Here is an 18,444-nt window from a genome sequence, read left to right as displayed (position 1 = left end):
GTTAGCCGACCGCCCTTGCCAGCTCTATCGGTTGCACGTTTCAATTATACTATATTTTTCCATAAAGGAACACGCATTCGATGGTATTTTATCTAGTATTCATTTGCACCTTTGACTATTTGACGCTCATATATGGAAAAAAGTTTCAATATTTTTCTTTCCATACCTCTATAACTTCCTCATTATGAAAACCAACTTATAAATCCAGTTGTCCAACCGTGACTGCCTATAAAATGGAGACTGCCAAATATATTTCATACGAGAAAATACGCCCTTTTGGTAGCTTTCCAGGAACTGATCCATATCTTTATACATTTGAGGAGACATGTGTTGTCCATAAAGTTGAATAAATTGCTGGGCTTGTTTGCTTAAAATATAGCGATTTTTTCCTTTTATAAATCTACTTAGTCTTTTCCTCCACTTGCTAACCCAGCCATCAGTAGAACCTCCCAACACATTGTTTTGATGCTGCCGATACAAAATGGACGGCTCGGGGTCAAAAACAACCTCACCAAAAGAGGAGGTGCATAAGTAAATCCACCAGTCATGCATAATAATGTTATCCAAAGAAGTCGGAATTCTCTTTTTCACGAGCTCGAGTGTTTCTTTATTGATCACCATGGTACAACCTACACACACATTCTCAATGAGAGCATTATAGACGGATACAGGTCGGGGGATGTCAGCTGGCCATACTTTAAGTGGTTCCAATGATTGAGAGACCATTTGTGTAGCAGAACAGTACATCAGCGGCCGGCTCCCATCCTGATCCCTGAGATGAGACACAGCCTGAGCAAGTTTATTCGGCATCCACACATCATCCTGATCACAAAAAGCGTAATAGTCGAATGCCTCAGACGATCTTTGAATCAAATCAAAAAAGCTTTTAATAACCCCTACATTGCTCTCGAGGCATAAAATAATCTGTTGAGGATAACGTTGCTTCAGCACTCTCAACTTGGCAACCGTATCATCTGTCGAGCCATCATCACGAATTAGAATCTGAACTTCTACGTCTTTTTGATTGATGAGACTTTCTATTTGCTCATCTAAATAAGCTGCTCCATTATATGTAGACAATAAAATTTGTATGTTAGGTCTGTTCAGAGTAATGACCTCCTTCTTTTAAAATGTGTAATAGAGGGACAATAGGTTCCATCTGCTTATACATTATAATGCTCAGCGTCCTTAATCAACATAGGCTTTAATATAATAAAATCTCCCAATCATGAACTGATGGGAGATTGTTGATATTTATAATAAGGTTTTTAATTACTCGGATTTACTAAGACACTCCTGCAAAAAATCACGCAATCCCTCACGCCAGTCGCGCAAATCATTTAACCCGTTGGTTCGGATCGCTATATGCTCCATAACAGAGTTGCGTGGCCGCGCTGCCGGTCTGGGGAATTGCTCTGTGCTGCACGGCTCCAATTTCGCTGTGATCTTGGCATCTAATATTTCCGCCGCATCCTGTAAAATAGCTTGCGTAAATTCATACCAGGTACAGGAGCCACTATTGGATGCATGGTATACGCCATACTTCTCCGTTTGAATCAATTCCGTCAAGAAACGTGCCAAATCCACTGTATAGGTAGGTGAACCCTTCTGATCATTCACCACCTGCAGGAGCGGCTTCTCCTGACCAAGCTTCAGCATCGTTTTGACAAAATTGTTCCCGTGCAATCCATATACCCAAGATGTACGAACAATAAAATACCTAGAGGAAAGTGTTTGGGTCAATACCTCCCCCGCCCGTTTGGACTTTCCGTAGATACTCTGCGGATTGGTATTATCGTACTCATGATATGGCTGCTTTGCCGTTCCATCGAACACATAATCTGTACTGATATAAACCAGCTTGGCTCCAACCTTTTCCGCAGCCAGCGCCATATTACGTGTACCTGCCGCGTTGACTTGATAAGCCCCGTCTACATCGGTCTCCGCTGCATCCACAGCCGTATACGCTGCACAGTGGATTACGGCGTCAGGTTGATATTGTCCTACAATCTTCACCGTCTGCTGCAAATCCGTGATATCTAATTGTTCGCGATCGTAACCCAGGACATCATGTCCTTGCTCCTGAAAAACCTTTACTACATCTTTACCAAGTTGACCGGATGCTCCAGTAACCAATACCTTCATTCTACTCATCCCCCAAGCGGGAACCGTACTGCTTTGCATAGTATTGTTGATATTCGCCAGATTGAATGCGAGTCCACCATTCTTCATTGTCCAGATACCAGCGAATCGTTTCTTTAATGCCGGTTTCAAAAGAGTGCTTTGGCTTCCAGCCCAACTCATTCATCGTCTTCGTTGGATCAATGCCATAACGGCGGTCATGACCTGGACGATCCTGCACATACGAAATCAGAGATTCTGGCTTGCCCAGCTCCTCCAATACCGTTTTGACGATATGCACATTTGTCCGCTCGTTATTTCCCCCGATATTGTATACTTCACCCAGTTTACCCTGATGAATGACCAGATCAATTGCACTGCAATGATCCTCTACATACAACCAGTCGCGAATGTTCAAGCCATCCCCGTATACAGGTAGCTGTTGATCGCTCAGTGCACGTGAGATCATTAGCGGGATCAATTTTTCAGGAAACTGGTATGGACCATAGTTGTTAGAACAACGCGTGATATTCACTGGTAAACCGAAGGTTTCATGATATGCACGAACTAGCAGATCGCCACCTGCCTTGGATGCAGAATAAGGACTATTAGGCTGCAACGGAGTTTCCTCCGTAAACAATCCTGTTTCTCCCAGAGAACCGTACACCTCATCTGTTGATACCTGTACAAACTTGGTCACGTTATATTTCTTGGCTGCGTCCAGTAGCACTTGCGTACCCAATACGTTTGTTTTCACAAACACTTCCGGTTCCAAAATACTCCGATCCACATGTGACTCCGCTGCAAAATTAACTACCACATCGATTCCCTGCTGCATCAGCTGGTCAATCGCTTGTGCGTCGGTAATATCTATTTTGATGAAGCTATGTTTGGGATTATTTTCAATGGATTTCAAATTTTCCAAGTTACCTGCATAGGTAAGAGCATCTATATTTACAATTTCGTAATCTGGATGGTGTTTTAGCATATACAATACAAAGTTACTGCCTATAAATCCGGCCCCGCCGGTGACAAGAAGTTTCATACAGACCTCCTAAATCTTATTATTCCTCTAATCAAAATTAATGTTTGCGTCAGCCAGTGCTGGATGCTTCTGATCCTTCTCCGAAAGAATAGCATGAGAAGTTGGCCAATCAATCCCTAGTGCAGGATCATTCCACAGAATTCCACGATCATTTTCAGGTGAATAATACTCGTCTACCTTATATAGCACTTGAGTGTTAGGAACAAGCGTACAGAACCCATGAGCAAAACCCTTAGGCACCAGTAGCTGACGTCTATTATGCTCGCTTAAGATGACTCCGACCCATTGACCGAACGTCGGAGAACTTTTACGAATATCCAAAATCACATCGTAGATAGCTCCAAAAAGCACACGAATGAGTTTGGTCTGTGCTTTAGGATTAAGTTGGTAATGCAATCCACGAATCACACCGGCTTCTGCAGACAAGGATTGGTTATCCTGAATAAAAGCATGGTCTATTCCGTTTTCTTTCATGATCTGTTCATTGTAACTTTCCATAAAAAAACCACGGTGATCACCATGAACCACGGGTTCAATGATTTTTGCACCTGAAAGTACTTCCTTTATTATCATTCACGAAACCTCCAACATCTTGAGTATATACTTTCATTTATGATTACTATAAGATTAATAAGCACACTATATTGGGAGGGAATATGCTTTTGAATTTATCGAGAGTTAATAAAAATTTTGTTTGGTCCTATTTGGTTCTGATGTGGCTACTTATCCCGATTCTAATACTGTTTAAAGTCGATTCTTACTATATTTCCATATTATTCGGTCTAAATATTGCGCAGTCGTTTGTCATAGGTGCTACATACATTTTACACATTAGTGGTATCTTAACATATGCCAAGAAAGAAATAATGGTGCAATACCTAGCTTTTGGCGGTTATCTAGTTGGGATAATATTCATTTACGCATTCCTTCAAAGGGAGCATTTCATTTATTATTGGGACTTTTCAGCCTATTGGAATACGTCCATACAATTTAATAACCTTTTAAGTACAGATTTTATAGCAGCATCTAAACAAATCTATGCAAGCATTTTAAGAGACGATTATTCCGTTTTCCCAACAGTCTTTCTCTCTTTACCATTAAAGTTCTTAGGTACAAGCTACATGAGCTATGTCTTGGCAATCTATACCTGCTTCTTGTATCCTTCTTGTTTGATACTTTTCTTATTATGTATCAAGATTGCTGATCAAATCCAGTTAAACACAAAGTTGAACGTTTTTATGATCTTTGTACTTACATTTACCTTTCCAATTATGATAGCTCCTATGTTAGGTGGATATCTGGATTCTATAGGACTCATTTTTATTTGCTTGTCCCTTGTTATCTTATTTAATAATGATTTTGAACGCTTAAATTTAAAAGCAGTTTTACTCTTAGCAGCTTGCTTGGTATTACTAACATTCACAAGAAGATGGTATGGGTTTTGGATCGTATCTCTTTTTGGCTCGATCAGTATCGCTTTTTTGTTCAAATGGATTCTAGAAAAAGAGTTTCGCTTCAAACAGCTCTTGCAGGTTATTTTAAATTTTTTCATTATAGGATCTTCAAGCGCGTTATTTCTTATTATATTCTTCAATGAATTTATTCAAAGAGCCCTAACCAATAACTTCAAAAACGCCTACTCAGCTTATTATTTTGGTGACGTCTTAAGTAACTTACAGAATTTATTTTATCATTATGGTGCCTTCATTTTTCTGATAGCTCTTGTTGGTTGCATAGGCTTGTTATTTATTAGTACAACTAGGTATATATCAATCTTTCTAGTTACGAACTTATTTATTACGTACTTTCTTTTTACAAGAATTCAAAGCTTAGCTTCTCAGCATTATTATCTTCTTACAGTGAACGTATTAATTCTATTTATTTGTGGCGTTATTCTTATTCTAAACTATTTGTCCAAGATAAAGTATGCAAAAAGTGTTTTCTTAGTTATTCTAGTTTATTTAGTCGCTTGTAATTTTTTGGTAACGTTCACTAATGTAAATGCACGACCTGTTACCTATTTTTCTTCTTTATTCAGTGACTTTAAACAAACACCTAGAGTAAGAACGGATATATCTGTTTTAAAACAATTAACGGCTTATCTTAAGGAAATCTCATCAGAGCAGCATAAAGTATATGTTCTGTCTAGCTCTGGAATTCTTAATGATGACATACTCAGACAGATTGAAATGCCTGACAATAGCAACGCTCTTCCATTTATGAATCTGACCCATCACGTTGATTTAAGAGATGGCTTTCCAGTGTCGTTTTTTGAGTCCGATTATGTCGTGATCGCATCACCTACACAATACCATTTAGGTGAAAGTGGTCAAAAAGTTGTAGGTATTCTCGCAGAAGAGGTAATGAACGGATCTCTTAAAAATAATTATATACCTTTAAAGAGCTATACTCTTGATAATAACGTAAAAACCATAGTCTTGAAAAAGACATCATCCATCACGAAAGAAAAAATTGAACTTATACGTTCACAATTCAAAAAAATATACCCTGATAATCCAGATCTATTCTAATTCAATACAGATGTCGATGCATACACAAAAGCCCTCGAAAAAAATCGGGGGCTTTTGTGTAAAGCAGTTTGCCGATTAGCTGGGGTAAAATCAGTTAATGCGAGCAAAATAAAATTTATTAAACTGATTCTAATGTTCAGTACTTAGATATAAGATGTCGCTAGTTCTATGATAATACTAAGAAAAAAGCTCATAATTCATTTCACTTACTAATTTGTTAGCAAGCATCAATGAACTATGTGTTCCCGCATCAGTCCACCAATTCTCTAAAATATCAAATGTAAGTTGGTTTCGTTGAATATAAGCGTTATTAACATCTGTTATTTCATATTCTCCTCTTGCTGAAGGAGTCAAGGTCTTGATGATATTGAATACCGAGTGGTTGAACATATAAATGCCCGTAACTGCATAATCACTCTTAGGAATCTCCGGCTTTTCTTCAATATTTACAATGTTATCGCCTTGTAATTCTGGTACCCCATAGCGGTTAGCATCAGGCACTTTATGAAGTAGTAATTTCGCTCCTGATTCTTGAAGTTTGAATTTTTCAACAAACGATGATATATCATCTTTAAAAACATTGTCCCCCAAAATAACAACCATCTTGTCATTGCCAACAAAGTGCTCAGCTAAAAGCAAAGCCTGGGCAATCCCCCCGGCTTCATCTTGCACTTTGTAAGTCAGAGTAACTCCAAGGTCGACACCACTTCCTAAGAGATTAACTACATCTCCCATATGTTCTTTTCCGGTAACGATTAAAATATCATTTATATTCGCCTTTTTGAGCTTATCAATAGAGTAATATATCATCGGATATTTACCAATTGGCAATAAATGTTTGTTTGTAACTTTAGTAAGGGGGTATAATCTAGATCCAGTCCCTCCAGCTAGTATAATCCCTTTCATATCTAAGTTCCTCCTATTGAAGCTCTTTTATAAGCAGCTCCATAATGGTTTTTGCACGAGCTTCCCAATTATTATGGACTACGAAGTCCTCCAGTTGCTCTTGATCATAAAAAGGGCGTTGCAGGGTATCTATATCCTTTAGATATTTTCTTATTTCCTCTAAACTATTATATAGATAAATTCCTTCCTGATTTAAAAGCCTTGTTTCTTCGCTATCCACCGCTAATATCACTTTATTAAAACTTAAATACTCATAAACTTTTACTGGATTGATCGTATCAATTCTATCCGAATTCCTCAAAAAGGGGTATAAACAAATATCAAAAGCATCAATAATCGCACCAATTTCTGATTTAGGGACAGTCTCATAATATTTAATCCTATTATGCTGTTCAAAATTATAATTCAGGTTATTTCTCCCAACCAAACATACAACAAATTTCTCATCAAATTCAGTAATAGCCCTAACCGCTTCCACATCAAACCAGTGGTCAATCGCCCCTACATATCCAAAAATGTAGTAGCCTTCGTGCTTTAACCATTCTAACTCGCTAACAACCAAGCTAGCTACATTTATATTTAGTATAGCTGTATCAACAGCATTTTTCACCAAATAAGATTGTCTACACAATGTTTGAGAATGCTTATGCAAATGGTTACTTGTAGAAATAACAAGATCCGCCTTGGCAAGTAATTCAAGTTCCCACTTTTCGAGTAATTTCTTCATCAATGCATTGTTAGTTAGAAATACATAGTCGTCCATTCGATCAAACACAATCTTCTTATTATTATTTGATTTAATAAGAGGATAAAAGACTGGACTTCCTAACCAAATGATATCTGCACTGGAAACTAAATCTTCCAACTGTCTCTTTTCAAACCATTGATTCATATGAAATACGTCTAAGCTTTCAAAGCTTCGGGGTAATCTCAGGCTGCCCGAAGGCCTGAATATTTGAAGGCTATCATTTATGGTTTGATTTCTTTTTTTATAATCTGAGTTCTGCCTTACAATACTATTAAGTATACTAATGGATGGTTCTACAAAGGTGATGTGAACCCCCGGCATTTTAGCAAACTCTTCGGCCAAATGTTGCGGACGTTGTTTTAAATCATCCCAATAGATCGGGGAGAAATATAAAATTTTCAATTTAACCGCTCCATACTAATAAAGGCGCCCCTTATTTTTATAAAAGAGGCGCCTTTAAAGTTTTATTAATTATCTATACGATCCTGCCAACTGTTTTCGCGAATTCATATCGTTTTCCTTCATTTGTATTAACTCTTCATACGCTTCAACTGTGTATTGTTTATACAGAATATCAATTTCAACGTCTCGATTTTTAGTCGGAATCTTCTGCAAATGATCTAATTCAGCTTTAACAATTTCGAGGTGATTCTTATCTGCCTCAATATCCGATTCCATCGGCGCATACAGATCCTTTTGCAATTGGTAATTGGTTAAAATACTGTTTCGCATTGTCTTTCTGACATGCTCAACAGTATATCGGGAGGTGTCCACATCATGAATGACCTTCATCTTAGGATTAAGACCAACCTTATAGCCGATTTCTCTCATAGCAAAAGATACAACAATTTCTTCTCCTCCAGCGTAATTGTTTCCTTTACGCCCATAGGCGCTTCTAAAGCCCCCAATTCGCATTAGCGCAGCATGTCTAACCGCAAAGTTGGCTCCATAAGGGAACTCCCACTGAAAATTAGAATCGATAATTTCGTCGCCTTCCACAATAAGCTGACTCCAGTATGCTTCAGTACCTGGTTTAACCACTTCAGGCCGTTCCTCGTGTAAATTGAGTATGATATTCCCACCCATGACCCCGATATCGGGACGATCTGAGAATCCTCTGATGGTTTCCTCAAGCAAGTTGGAGTTTGCGATAGCGTCATCATCAATATAGAGTATGACCTCCCCCTCTGCCCCAAATAAACCAACATTACGTGCAAAGGAAAGCCCTTTTAATGGAGCCTCCATATATCGCAGGAAGGATTGGTCAATATTATAGGTTGCTCTGAACTCACGAACCAAATGATGAATCTCCTCATTCAGATAATCATTATTTACAACAATAATTTCATAGTCCGCTTTATCCAACGACTGTTCTATGACAGATTTAATCGCATTTGAAAGTTTCTCGCTCCGCTGGTACGTGCAAATAATAACGGATAATCCCTTATTATAAACGGGTTCACTTTCAATTACCGCCTCAATACGGTACAAGTGATCGTTCTTAACCTTCGTATTTATAAGAGAGAACAGAACTTCCGTATCCTGCGCAAAAAAGTCATAGTTGCTATCTGTTTCACCATTCATTTTATCTTTTATTTTCAGATCCCAAGGATAGTCAGCTACAAATGTATCTGTTGTATGCTCTGATTTATCTATAAGCAGTGCATACGTAGACGTTGAAGCATTAAAATCAATAAATTCAAAATCATGGACTTCACCTGTTTTTATATACAAATAGCAAATAGGCGTTGCCAAATTAAGACCAACAATCGTATTCACTTCATCTCTTCCAACCACAGTATGTCCTTTAGTCAGAACATAGTTCTTAAACTCACCAGCTTCAGTAGCATCTCCCTCAATGATCCACACTAATGGGGTCAGATAAAAATCTCTTCTAAAATCATCAAGTACCATGAGTTTATATCTGTTAGAGGTGATGCCCAGTTCTTGATCTAAAGCGGTCAGTGACTTATCGTGCCAGCGATAATCATATATAGGCTCATCGAACGTCACATGTTTGAGCTCAAATAGAGAGTTCACTCTCATCCAGTAATCATAATCTTCAAGGGTATGCTTATAACTAGAATAGTCACCCAATAACTGGGTTACCTTGGCCCTATACATAAAAGCTGCACCAATTGTATTGTTAGGATATACGTTTAACTCCAATGCAGACTTAGGCAGCATAACATTGCCACTGAACTGTGGTTCTTCATACCAGCCATGGTTGGAAATCACTTGACCGGCAGAGTCGATTAACCTCATGTTCGCATACACCATACCAATATTTTCATCACGTTTAAGATCAGCTACCATCTTCTCCAGGAAATTTTCAGGGAGGATATTATCTGCACTTGTCCACGTATGATATTCACCCTTGGCTAGCTTAAAACCTCTAGATAATGTTCTTGGTATCTTACGATTTTCCTGATGAACTACTCTGATACGATGATCTGCTTTAGCATACTTATCAATAATTTCTGCCGTTGAGTCTTTTGAACCATCGTTAATAATAATGAGTTCAAAATACTTGTAAGATTGCTGCAGAATACTATCAATAGCTTTTGATACATAATCCTCACCGTTATATACAGGAAGGACAACCGATATAAGATCCTTCTCAAACTCAATCTCGAACTTATCAAGAGCCAGAGAAAATGAGTTGTCTTTAGATACTTTATAATTGTAAAATTTATACTCATACCAGGTTAATAACTGATTGTAATTCCCTTCATCTTTGCGTAGATCAATCGGCTGATCCCCCGCGTTAGTTCTTTTAAGCTTATGCGACACTTTAGATTTTATCTTTTTCAGTAAAATAGTGGTGCCATAACTTTTCCATACTCTATATCCCTTAAGAACATATATCATTTTGGACTTGTGTAAGATATGTTTAAGTTTATTCGCCATTTTCCACCTTTTAGAGTTATAAATATTATGAATCTCTGTAGACAGTCTTCCATTATATTCTTCCAACTCACTGAACTGGGTGTTCAGTTCATTATATTGACCAAATAGTTGTCTATATTGATGATTTAATATATCCAAGTTGTTTTTTTCATTATTATAATCCTGTGTAAGTTGAACATATTGCTGTTCTAATTCATCTTTCTTTTCAGACAGAGATTTAAAATCTGCTGACATGCTGCTTATTACATTTTCCTGATGATCTCGCGTTTGAATCAATGTGTTAATCTGATCCATATGCTCAACAATGTGTTGTTTTTGCTGCTCTATTTCTTGGCTTTGAGTTTGATTATGAGTTTGTAATTCATTAAATTCATTTTTCAGGCGTGTATGCCCTGCTCTATAAGCATGGTCCACGTCATCTTTTAGAAATCTGTTAATTACATCCATACACTTATCTATCGTCTCTCTTCCTTTAACCGGAAACATCTCTAGAGTAAATTTCCTTCTTTGTTGTATTAGTTGTTCATCTAAGATTGCATTAAGTAAAGTTTGTTTAATATTGCCGTTATCGCTCACAAAAGGAACAATGTTTTGCTGAACTATTTGCTCTTCCAAAGGTAAAATCCCCTCGAAAGATTCTGTTTGGGGATGTTGGAATATTACAATTGGAGTGTCCGTAAACAGCGCATCAAATATAGCCCCAGAGCCGTCAGACAATATCACATCAGCTTCCTCTATTAAATGAACAAGAGAAGCCTTGTGATCAAGCACATCAGGGATATGCGACTTAACTAGACTAACCCGTTCATGCTCCAAAAAAGAAGTGCCATGATGCAATTTCACCTTCATATTAAAGGTATCTGACATTTCTTCAATATGGTTCATAACAAGCTCAATAGACGACTCATTCCCATACGTAGGCAAATAAAGCAAATTATATTTATCCGTTTCGCGCTTCTTCCTTTGAAATTTGGCGTATTTAATCATTCCTACGATTTCAGTCTGAGTGTACGCTGCCAGAACTGAGGAATCATACAGCCCATTACAAAAGATAAAATCGAAATTCCGACTCCATGTATCTAAATTCCAGTTTGGTTTAGCCATTCCATACTGATATCTAAACTTATAATCGGACTTAACTTCCAAATAATAAGGGAGATAAGGATAGAAAGCTATTTTATATGCCTTGTCAGGTACAGAGCTTGTTAGAGTCACTTTTATACCGTTGTTCTTCAAATAATGATAGGTATCTAAGGACATGTCGCCCCAATCTTCTTCTTCAATGTGAGGGACATAAATATCACAAACGATCTGCTTTCTTTCACACTCCTCAATTAAAGGCTTAATCGTTTCATATAAAACTAGATTGTGAATGACAAAAGCTATAGATCTGTTCATATTCACTGCAAAACCTCTTCCTTTCAGGCAAAAATCTTATACTTATTTTCTTAATTTCAGTAATGTCTCATTCAGTAAAGTCGATGATGTACTCTTCGTATAGGGAAAATATATAATTTTCACTCCAACTTCCTTAAACTGCAACTCATACTGGTCCCAACGTTCATTTTGAAACCAATCATCACCAACGAACATTACGTCATATTTTAATTTTTGCCAAACCTCAAATTTATCCATGGAGTCCTGAGGAATTACAGTATCAACAAAGCTGATGTTTCTGACAATCTCAATTCTTTCCTCAAAAGGAATTACTGCTTTTTTGTACTTATATGAAACTAACTCATCTGTTGTCACACCAACAATGAGTTTATCACAGAGTGATTTAGCATTTCTCAGCAAATTCAAATGCCCAATATGAAATAAATCGAAGACTCCGGAAGTATAGCCGATAATCATAAGATTTCTCCTAACGTAGTTAAATTGAAGTTAAACCATTTGTCGAATGTCGTCTTCCCTTCAATTTTCTCAGAAGATAGGACTCTTTCAAGTTGAACAGGAAAACCCACCTTTTTTCTGTTTACAATCTCTGCAGGGACAATATCTTTAAAAATTCTCTTGAGAGGAGCCTTAACAACCCCATCCTTCATTTTGTACAGAGAGTCTACACCTGCAAGCCTTTCAATTAATCTATAGTCCAAGAAAGGAGATCTTGCTTCTACGGAATTTAACATTGAGGCACTATCCAGCCTTTTAAGTAACCCTCTCAAATGGGCTTGCTGGAAGAATGCAGCTACGATTTTTTGAGGTGACTTTAACTTCATGAAAGGTGCCAAAGCGTCTTCTACAATCTCTATATCATCTTCAGATCCGTAGGTGTAGAGTTCACTAAAGGCTCGGATATCAAAGTCTGTAGCGCTACTAGCCCATCTGAAAATACGGTCATACCCAAAAAAAAGCTCATCAGCGCCTTCTCCGCTTAATATGACTGTATTTTTAGCAGATGCTTGCTGAGTCATATGATACAGTAACACTTCGTTGGGCACAGACAGAGGCTCTTTTTTTACAGTTATAAGCTCTCGAGCTAATGATAAAAAGTGATCAGGTTCAAACAATATCGGATGATGAATGGTATTGTATCTTGTTGCTGCGATTTCAGACCACTGAAACTCATTATAATCTTCAAAACCAACAGTCCAAGTATGCTCTACTCTGGCAAGTGCAGTAATAATCGTGCTGTCCAATCCCCCGCTTAGGTAACTTCCAATTTCAACATCTGCGATCTTACGGTACTCTACTGCAGAGCGAATTAGAAACTCAAGTTCCTCATCGGAAGGAGGTTCTTTTTCAGAGTAATCAATTTCCCAATATTTAATAAATTCGCCATTCTCGTAATAATATCCTGGTGGAAACTCTTTTATTTCATTATAGATAGTACGATCATTAAAAAAGCATCTCATCTTTTTATATTGTCTTACGGCTTCTTGATCTATAGAAATGTTGTGGACTAATGGGAGCAATGGAGCAATTTCAGAACTGAAAATGAACTCTTCCCCATATCTGTTGTAATAAAGCGGTTTTACTCCCATACGATCTCGTGCTACAAAAAATGATTTCTGCTGGACGTCTAAAACAATAAAACTGAACATTCCATTAAGCCAATTCAACATTTGGGGACCATATTGAATATAAAGCTTCAATAAAAGTTCAGTATCTGAGTTTGTTCTCATTTGAATTGAATAATTGGAGGCTAATTCTTTATAATTATAAATCTCTCCGTTAAATATAATCACATATCTTCCGTCATCAGAGAAAAAAGGCTGATCACTTCTCCGATCCAAATCTAAGATACTTAATCTGTTATGCCCCAGCATAAAGTTTTCACTCTGATATACACAAAGTGGGGCCGTAGGCCCCCGGTGTTTCATTATATTTAATGAATTAAGAAATACTTCTTTATTTATGGCTACATTAGAAAACAAAATCCCACACATTTTATCACCAGCCTTAATTAATGACTTGCAAATCTATTGTGTTATCTACAAATATTAATCCTGGTACGTAATTATTCTCTGGCTTAGGAACCTCAAAAACAGCTGCTATACTTACGCTATCCAGATAAAGAGGCTCAAAAGGCTTAGGCTTCAAACCAATAGAAATGGTGTATTTACCACTTTCAGATAATAGATTACGGAAATTAAAGTTAACCTCCAGAATGCCCCCCGCTTGCATTTTCGGAACTAATTTTGCTTTATTATAGATATTCATGCCAAACACATCGACACCAGTATGGTTTCTAACCATGTAGCCAATGGTTCCCTCAGAATCTATATCTTTATAATATTGTGCCAATAAACGCAAAGTAACCATTTCGCCAAAAGGGACCTGGTTAACAACTTCTCCATTGACTAACAAGTCTGCTCTTATAAAGCGCGCATCTCCCGTTCCAGAACGAAACTCATTAGCACGTTTTGCAAAAGCAGGGTCCTCTTCTAATAGCAACAGCGAACTTTTCTTATCTGTTTCAGAATTAACAAATACATCCAAAGATTGAACACGTTTCATATCTGCAATTTCCTGGTTAACAATGTTTTCATAAATTTGTGCTACACGTTTCACTGGACCAATTTCGACCATGTGTCCTTTATCAATCAGCAGCGCTGTATCACAAAAACTTTTAATGGTATCCATGGAATGTGAGACAAATAAAACCGTACTTTTTTTGGAGAGCTCTTTCATTTTGGTAATACATTTTGCCTGAAAATAAATATCTCCAACAGACAAGGCCTCATCCACAATCAAAATATCTGGATCAACATTGATAGCTACTGCAAAGGCTAAACGGGCAAACATACCACTGGAGTACATTTTGACTGGTTGATTAATGAAGTCCCCGATATCCGCGAAGGATACAATAGATTCAAGTTTACCATCCATCTCTATTTTGCTATACCCCATAAGGGTTCCGTTCAAATATATGTTTTCCATTCCTGTTAAATCCGGATTAAAACCCGCGCCCAATTCCAAAAGAGCAGCAACTTTCCCATTCACTTTAATGCTTCCGTTGGTGGGAGTAATCACGCCTGTGATCATCTTTAAAAGAGTCGATTTTCCAGAACCATTTTTACCAATAATACCAATCGCTTGTCCTTTATTTATGGAAAAGGACAGGTCACTGATGGCCTTAAATTCAGAATGATACTTTTTTTTAAAGGGATGAACAGCCTCTTTTAATCGCTCATTGGGATTATCATATATTTTATATATTTTAGTGACGTTATTAACTTCCACAGCAACTGATTCTGTTTGATTCATCATTTTCTCCTCACAATACATCTGCAAAATGAGATTTCATTTTCTTGAAAATTTTGATTCCTATCGTACCTGCGATAATCACAATAGCCCAAAAGTAGATCGTCATTGATGGATGCTCCCAGAACCATTTGTGATCAATAAAAGTATCCCGATATCCCTCGACAATATAAAAAACAGGATTTAGTTTAAAGAAAAACTGATACTTATCCTCAACAATATTTAAATTCCAGAAGATCGGCGTAAGCCAAAAGAATAGCTGAATAAATACCGCAACAACTTGACCAACATCCTTTACAAAAACAACTAATGTCGCTGTTATGTAAGAAATGGACAAGGAAAGAAAAATCGTGGCTAATAAATAATAAAGGATTTGAATGTTATAAATCGTAAATTCAACATTGTATATTTTAAACATAATGAAAAGAACAATGATAAAAAATACATGTACAAAAAGAGCAGACAAAATTTTCACCATCGGCAGCAAACCAACTCGGAAAACAATCTTCTTTACCAAATAATTGTTTTCTATAATACTATTGGTTGCAGTTGCTAAGCTTTCAGAAAAGAATAACCAAGGCACCATTCCTGTTAATAACCAAAGTATAAAGGGAGTATCTCCAATAGGTACATTTTTAAAACCAACCTGAAATACGACCCAATAAACAAGTATAGATACCATAGGATGTATAAAAGCCCAGAGTACCCCCATGAATGAACCAAGGTATCTAGATTTAATATCTTTTTTAGACAATTCCCAGAGTAACTTTAAATTTTTCGAAAAGTTTTGAGTTAAATTCATACGAGTGTGTCACGACCTTAAACATGGTTTGGTAAGTCTCTTACAATACAATAATGTTAAAATTTGACAGGATTATTCTTGCGATATGGCTCTAACAGCTACGATATGCTAAAATGTTGACGTATCTACAAGAAAAGGAGATTGTAAACCTTGTCGAATCCAGTATACGGGAAACAGGCCAAAACGTCGACCCGTGACGATAAAAGGCCGGCTATGTTTTGGGTGTTAATTGTTGGCATGATTCTGTTTTTAGCTTGGGCTCCCTTCCAGGCTGCACTTTTTAATGGGCAAATGCTCGATTTTGAAAAGCCTCTCTATTGGGCTGTTATCATCGCCTCGATTCTGTTGATCCTGGCAATCGTATCTTATTATAAGAAATTCAAGCTGGAAGAGCAAAGGGATTGGCTGGCTGTATTAGTACTGCTGCTTCCCCTGTCTTATGTGCTTTCACTGACTTCAGCAGCTTCGCATTACCTGGCCATGAATATGGTGGTGGTACAGTGCATATATGCCGCTCTGTTTATCATCTCAATCTATCTACTACAAGATCGCTTAGGCAATAAGATTATTCACAACCTGATTATGACTGTTGCTTATGTCATTGTAGGCTTTGGCTTTATTAACTGGTTTGGACAGTGGGTACTTGCCGGCAAGATGGTAGGCTGGTTTACCCAATATGTGTATCAATATCGTTATACCAATGCAGTTATGACAGATACAAATGGTCTCCGGCTGACATCAGTGTTTCAATATGCGAATACATATGCCGCCTTTCTAATGGCTTTCCTATTCGCTGCCGTTTTTTGTTTAATGAAATCAAAATCATGGTATGGCAAGGCTACTCATGGTTTCATGTTGGTGCCCATCCTGGTCTCGCTGTTCCTGACCTTGTCACGGGGCGGTCTGGTTATGTTGCCAGTCGTTTTCGTGCTGCTTTTGCTTTTCTTTAAACCAGCACGCCAAATTATATGGATTTTACATTGCGCCATTGCTGGTGTAGCGTCAATATCTATCTTGGCGCCAATTACAAATATGGGTTTACAACTCAACAAGACCTACAACGGCGGAGAGGCTGCGAAGGCTTGGGGGTTACTTATTGGTGTCTCCCTGGCTGTAGCTGTCGTACTGTGGCTTGTTGAACGTTATCTGGCACCGAAGTTGGAAAATGCCCTCAAAGGATGGGCCTCCCGCAAGTTATCCAACCTGTGGCTACCTGTTGGATCAGTTGTGGTGATTGGCTTGCTGGCTTTTCTGTTTATTGGAACTGGCCTGCGCAGCGTACTACCAGAAAACGTCCAGGTCCGGTTTGAAAATATCAATTTCCGGCAGCATAGTGTACTGGAACGACTTGTATTCTATCAGGATGCTGCCAAATTGATTAAAGATCATCCTGTTATTGGCACCGGGGGCGGCGGTTGGGCTACTTTATACGAGAAATACCAAGATTATCCTTACACAAGCCGTCAGGCCCATAACTTCTTCATGCAGTATCTGGTTGAAGTTGGTATTCTCGGTTTTGTAATTTTCATGTCATTTATCTTATATATTTTCTATAAATATATCCGTAGCTATATGAGACAAGATGATGAAGAACGGGATTCTCACTTCCTGTATCTCATTTTGGCACTCTCAATCTTACTTCATAGCTTGCTAGACTTTAATCTGAGTTACGTGTTCATGGGCATACTGGTATTTGTGAGTCTCGGTGGTATGGCCGCTGCTATGGACAGCAAGCCGCTTAAACGCCTGTCCATGAGTGCTTCCGGATTCCGAATCATGTATAGTGCAGTCATCGGCATTCTAACCATTGTGGTGCTTTTTGCAGGTCTCCGCTTTGTGCAATCGGCCAATGCTGCCACATCTGCCAAACAGATCATGGCGGTCAGCACATCTTTTGAGGAAATCCAAAGTGCCATTAATAAGGATCTTGAACTTCGTCCTACGCACCCAGATTCGGTTATAAGATTGGCTGCACTGTACAAGAATGTGTATGATCAAACGAAAAAAGAGGAATTTTATAACGCTGCAATAGAGGTACTTAATACGGGCCTGAAGGCAGAACCGTATAATAAAATCATGTATAACTCCAAAGTTAACCTTTTAAAAGCAAAAGGTGAGCATGAGCAAGCCTTCAGTATTTTGGAAAATAACATTTCCAACTTTGTCTGGGACAATGACTGGTACAATATGTTGATTACCCAAGCTTACACTATTGGTAATAAGGCACATGAGCAGAAAGACACAGCCAAGGAACAGAAATATTTCCAAGCAGGTCTCGCTGCTTATCAGAAGGTTCTGGATGGGGTAGCTCATATTAAGACGGTTCCACCTGAAATTGAGTTGACACGTACTTTTGAAGTAACTCCGGGTATTGCGCTCAGTACTGGAAAAATTGAGTTCATGTCAGGTAAGCCTGCTGAGGCTGCAAGCATCCTCAAAAACGGCTTGAAAGACGACCTGAGCGACGCTACAAATCGTGAGATTGCTCGATATTATATCGTCGCTCTGCAAAAGCAAGGGCAGGATGACAAAGCATTGTACGATAAACTAATAAAAGCTGATCCGAAGGAAAAAGAGCAAATTGCTCAGTTAAAATCGGAGAAATAACAGAAAAAAAGAGACTATCAGATGATGTTATATCATCCGGTAGTCTCTTTTTTATTTTGATAAGGTT

Annotated in this window: 13 protein-coding genes; 2 read left to right on the top strand and 11 right to left on the bottom strand. The window is 37.9% G+C overall.

What is annotated here, in order from left to right:
• Window positions 1-168: 168 nt before the first annotated feature.
• The 4 genes from NSS66_RS13075 to rfbC all read right to left on the bottom strand — a co-directional run bounded on the left by NSS66_RS13075 (window position 169) and on the right by rfbC (window position 3,739).
• The gene (locus NSS66_RS13075) at window positions 169-1,080 is read right to left on the bottom strand and encodes a glycosyltransferase family 2 protein (protein ID WP_445671357.1); all 912 of its coding nucleotides are present in this window, start codon (window positions 1,078-1,080) and stop codon (window positions 169-171) included.
• A gap of 192 nt (window positions 1,081-1,272) precedes the next feature.
• The gene (gene rfbD, locus NSS66_RS13070; RefSeq protein WP_340959089.1) at window positions 1,273-2,145 is read right to left on the bottom strand and encodes a dTDP-4-dehydrorhamnose reductase; all 873 of its coding nucleotides are present in this window, start codon (window positions 2,143-2,145) and stop codon (window positions 1,273-1,275) included.
• A gap of 1 nt (window position 2,146) precedes the next feature.
• Entirely contained in the window at window positions 2,147-3,166 is a 1,020-nt protein-coding gene (gene rfbB, locus NSS66_RS13065; RefSeq protein WP_028542095.1) for a dTDP-glucose 4,6-dehydratase, read from the bottom strand.
• Window positions 3,167-3,193: 27 nt separating this feature from the next.
• Window positions 3,194-3,739 carry a dTDP-4-dehydrorhamnose 3,5-epimerase gene (gene rfbC / locus NSS66_RS13060; protein ID WP_339201011.1) on the bottom strand — a complete coding sequence of 182 codons (546 nt, stop codon included), beginning with the start codon at window positions 3,737-3,739 and terminating at the stop codon, window positions 3,194-3,196.
• A gap of 83 nt (window positions 3,740-3,822) precedes the next feature.
• Between rfbC and NSS66_RS13055 the strand changes: the two genes are divergently transcribed.
• Window positions 3,823-5,697, top strand: coding sequence for a hypothetical protein (locus NSS66_RS13055; RefSeq protein WP_340959086.1), 1,875 nt, complete (start codon window positions 3,823-3,825; stop codon window positions 5,695-5,697).
• A 177-nt stretch (window positions 5,698-5,874) separates the two neighbouring features.
• Here the strand turns inward: NSS66_RS13055 and NSS66_RS13050 are convergent, their stop codons facing one another.
• From NSS66_RS13050 to NSS66_RS13020, 7 genes are all read right to left on the bottom strand, one after another.
• Window positions 5,875-6,603, bottom strand: a complete 729-nt coding sequence (locus NSS66_RS13050; RefSeq protein ID WP_028542099.1) for a sugar phosphate nucleotidyltransferase — start codon at window positions 6,601-6,603, stop codon at window positions 5,875-5,877.
• 13 nt (window positions 6,604-6,616) lie between these two features.
• Window positions 6,617-7,753, bottom strand: coding sequence for a hypothetical protein (locus tag NSS66_RS13045; protein ID WP_340959085.1), 1,137 nt, complete (start codon window positions 7,751-7,753; stop codon window positions 6,617-6,619).
• A 69-nt stretch (window positions 7,754-7,822) separates the two neighbouring features.
• Window positions 7,823-11,659 (bottom strand): glycosyltransferase, encoded by a 3,837-nt coding sequence (locus NSS66_RS13040; protein ID WP_233903914.1) that lies wholly within the window; start codon window positions 11,657-11,659, stop codon window positions 7,823-7,825.
• A gap of 42 nt (window positions 11,660-11,701) precedes the next feature.
• Entirely contained in the window at window positions 11,702-12,115 is a 414-nt protein-coding gene (locus tag NSS66_RS13035; protein ID WP_013312205.1) for an adenylyltransferase/cytidyltransferase family protein, read from the bottom strand.
• The gene (gene asnB / locus NSS66_RS13030; RefSeq protein WP_071558171.1) at window positions 12,112-13,650 is read right to left on the bottom strand and encodes an asparagine synthase (glutamine-hydrolyzing); all 1,539 of its coding nucleotides are present in this window, start codon (window positions 13,648-13,650) and stop codon (window positions 12,112-12,114) included. Before asnB ends, NSS66_RS13035 begins: the two co-directional genes overlap by 4 nt.
• A gap of 13 nt (window positions 13,651-13,663) precedes the next feature.
• Entirely contained in the window at window positions 13,664-14,971 is a 1,308-nt protein-coding gene (locus NSS66_RS13025) for an ABC transporter ATP-binding protein (RefSeq protein WP_028542103.1), read from the bottom strand.
• Between the two features lie 10 nt (window positions 14,972-14,981).
• Window positions 14,982-15,770 (bottom strand): ABC transporter permease, encoded by a 789-nt coding sequence (locus NSS66_RS13020; protein WP_028542104.1) that lies wholly within the window; start codon window positions 15,768-15,770, stop codon window positions 14,982-14,984.
• A 150-nt stretch (window positions 15,771-15,920) separates the two neighbouring features.
• Between NSS66_RS13020 and NSS66_RS13015 the strand changes: the two genes are divergently transcribed.
• Entirely contained in the window at window positions 15,921-18,377 is a 2,457-nt protein-coding gene (locus tag NSS66_RS13015; RefSeq protein ID WP_075154825.1) for an O-antigen ligase family protein, read from the top strand.
• Window positions 18,378-18,444 lie beyond the last annotated feature (67 nt).

The organism is Paenibacillus sp. FSL R10-2748, assembly GCF_038005565.1.
GTDB classification, from domain to species: Bacteria; Bacillota; Bacilli; order Paenibacillales; family Paenibacillaceae; genus Paenibacillus; species Paenibacillus polymyxa_B.
Note: the sequence above shows the minus strand (reverse complement) of the source record. Positions and strands in the feature narration are given on the sequence as shown.

Coding starts and splice junctions, on each gene's coding strand:
- NSS66_RS13025 (WP_028542103.1), bottom strand. CDS start 14,971: ATGAATCAAACAGAATCAGTTGCTGTGGAAGTTAATAACGTCACTAAA.
- NSS66_RS13050 (WP_028542099.1), bottom strand. CDS start 6,603: ATGAAAGGGATTATACTAGCTGGAGGGACTGGATCTAGATTATACCCC.
- NSS66_RS13040 (WP_233903914.1), bottom strand. CDS start 11,659: ATGAACAGATCTATAGCTTTTGTCATTCACAATCTAGTTTTATATGAA.
- rfbB (WP_028542095.1), bottom strand. CDS start 3,166: ATGAAACTTCTTGTCACCGGCGGGGCCGGATTTATAGGCAGTAACTTT.
- asnB (WP_071558171.1), bottom strand. CDS start 13,650: ATGTGTGGGATTTTGTTTTCTAATGTAGCCATAAATAAAGAAGTATTT.
- NSS66_RS13055 (WP_340959086.1), top strand. CDS start 3,823: ATGCTTTTGAATTTATCGAGAGTTAATAAAAATTTTGTTTGGTCCTAT.
- NSS66_RS13020 (WP_028542104.1), bottom strand. CDS start 15,770: ATGAATTTAACTCAAAACTTTTCGAAAAATTTAAAGTTACTCTGGGAA.
- NSS66_RS13035 (WP_013312205.1), bottom strand. CDS start 12,115: ATGATTATCGGCTATACTTCCGGAGTCTTCGATTTATTTCATATTGGG.
- rfbC (WP_339201011.1), bottom strand. CDS start 3,739: ATGATAATAAAGGAAGTACTTTCAGGTGCAAAAATCATTGAACCCGTG.
- rfbD (WP_340959089.1), bottom strand. CDS start 2,145: ATGAAGGTATTGGTTACTGGAGCATCCGGTCAACTTGGTAAAGATGTA.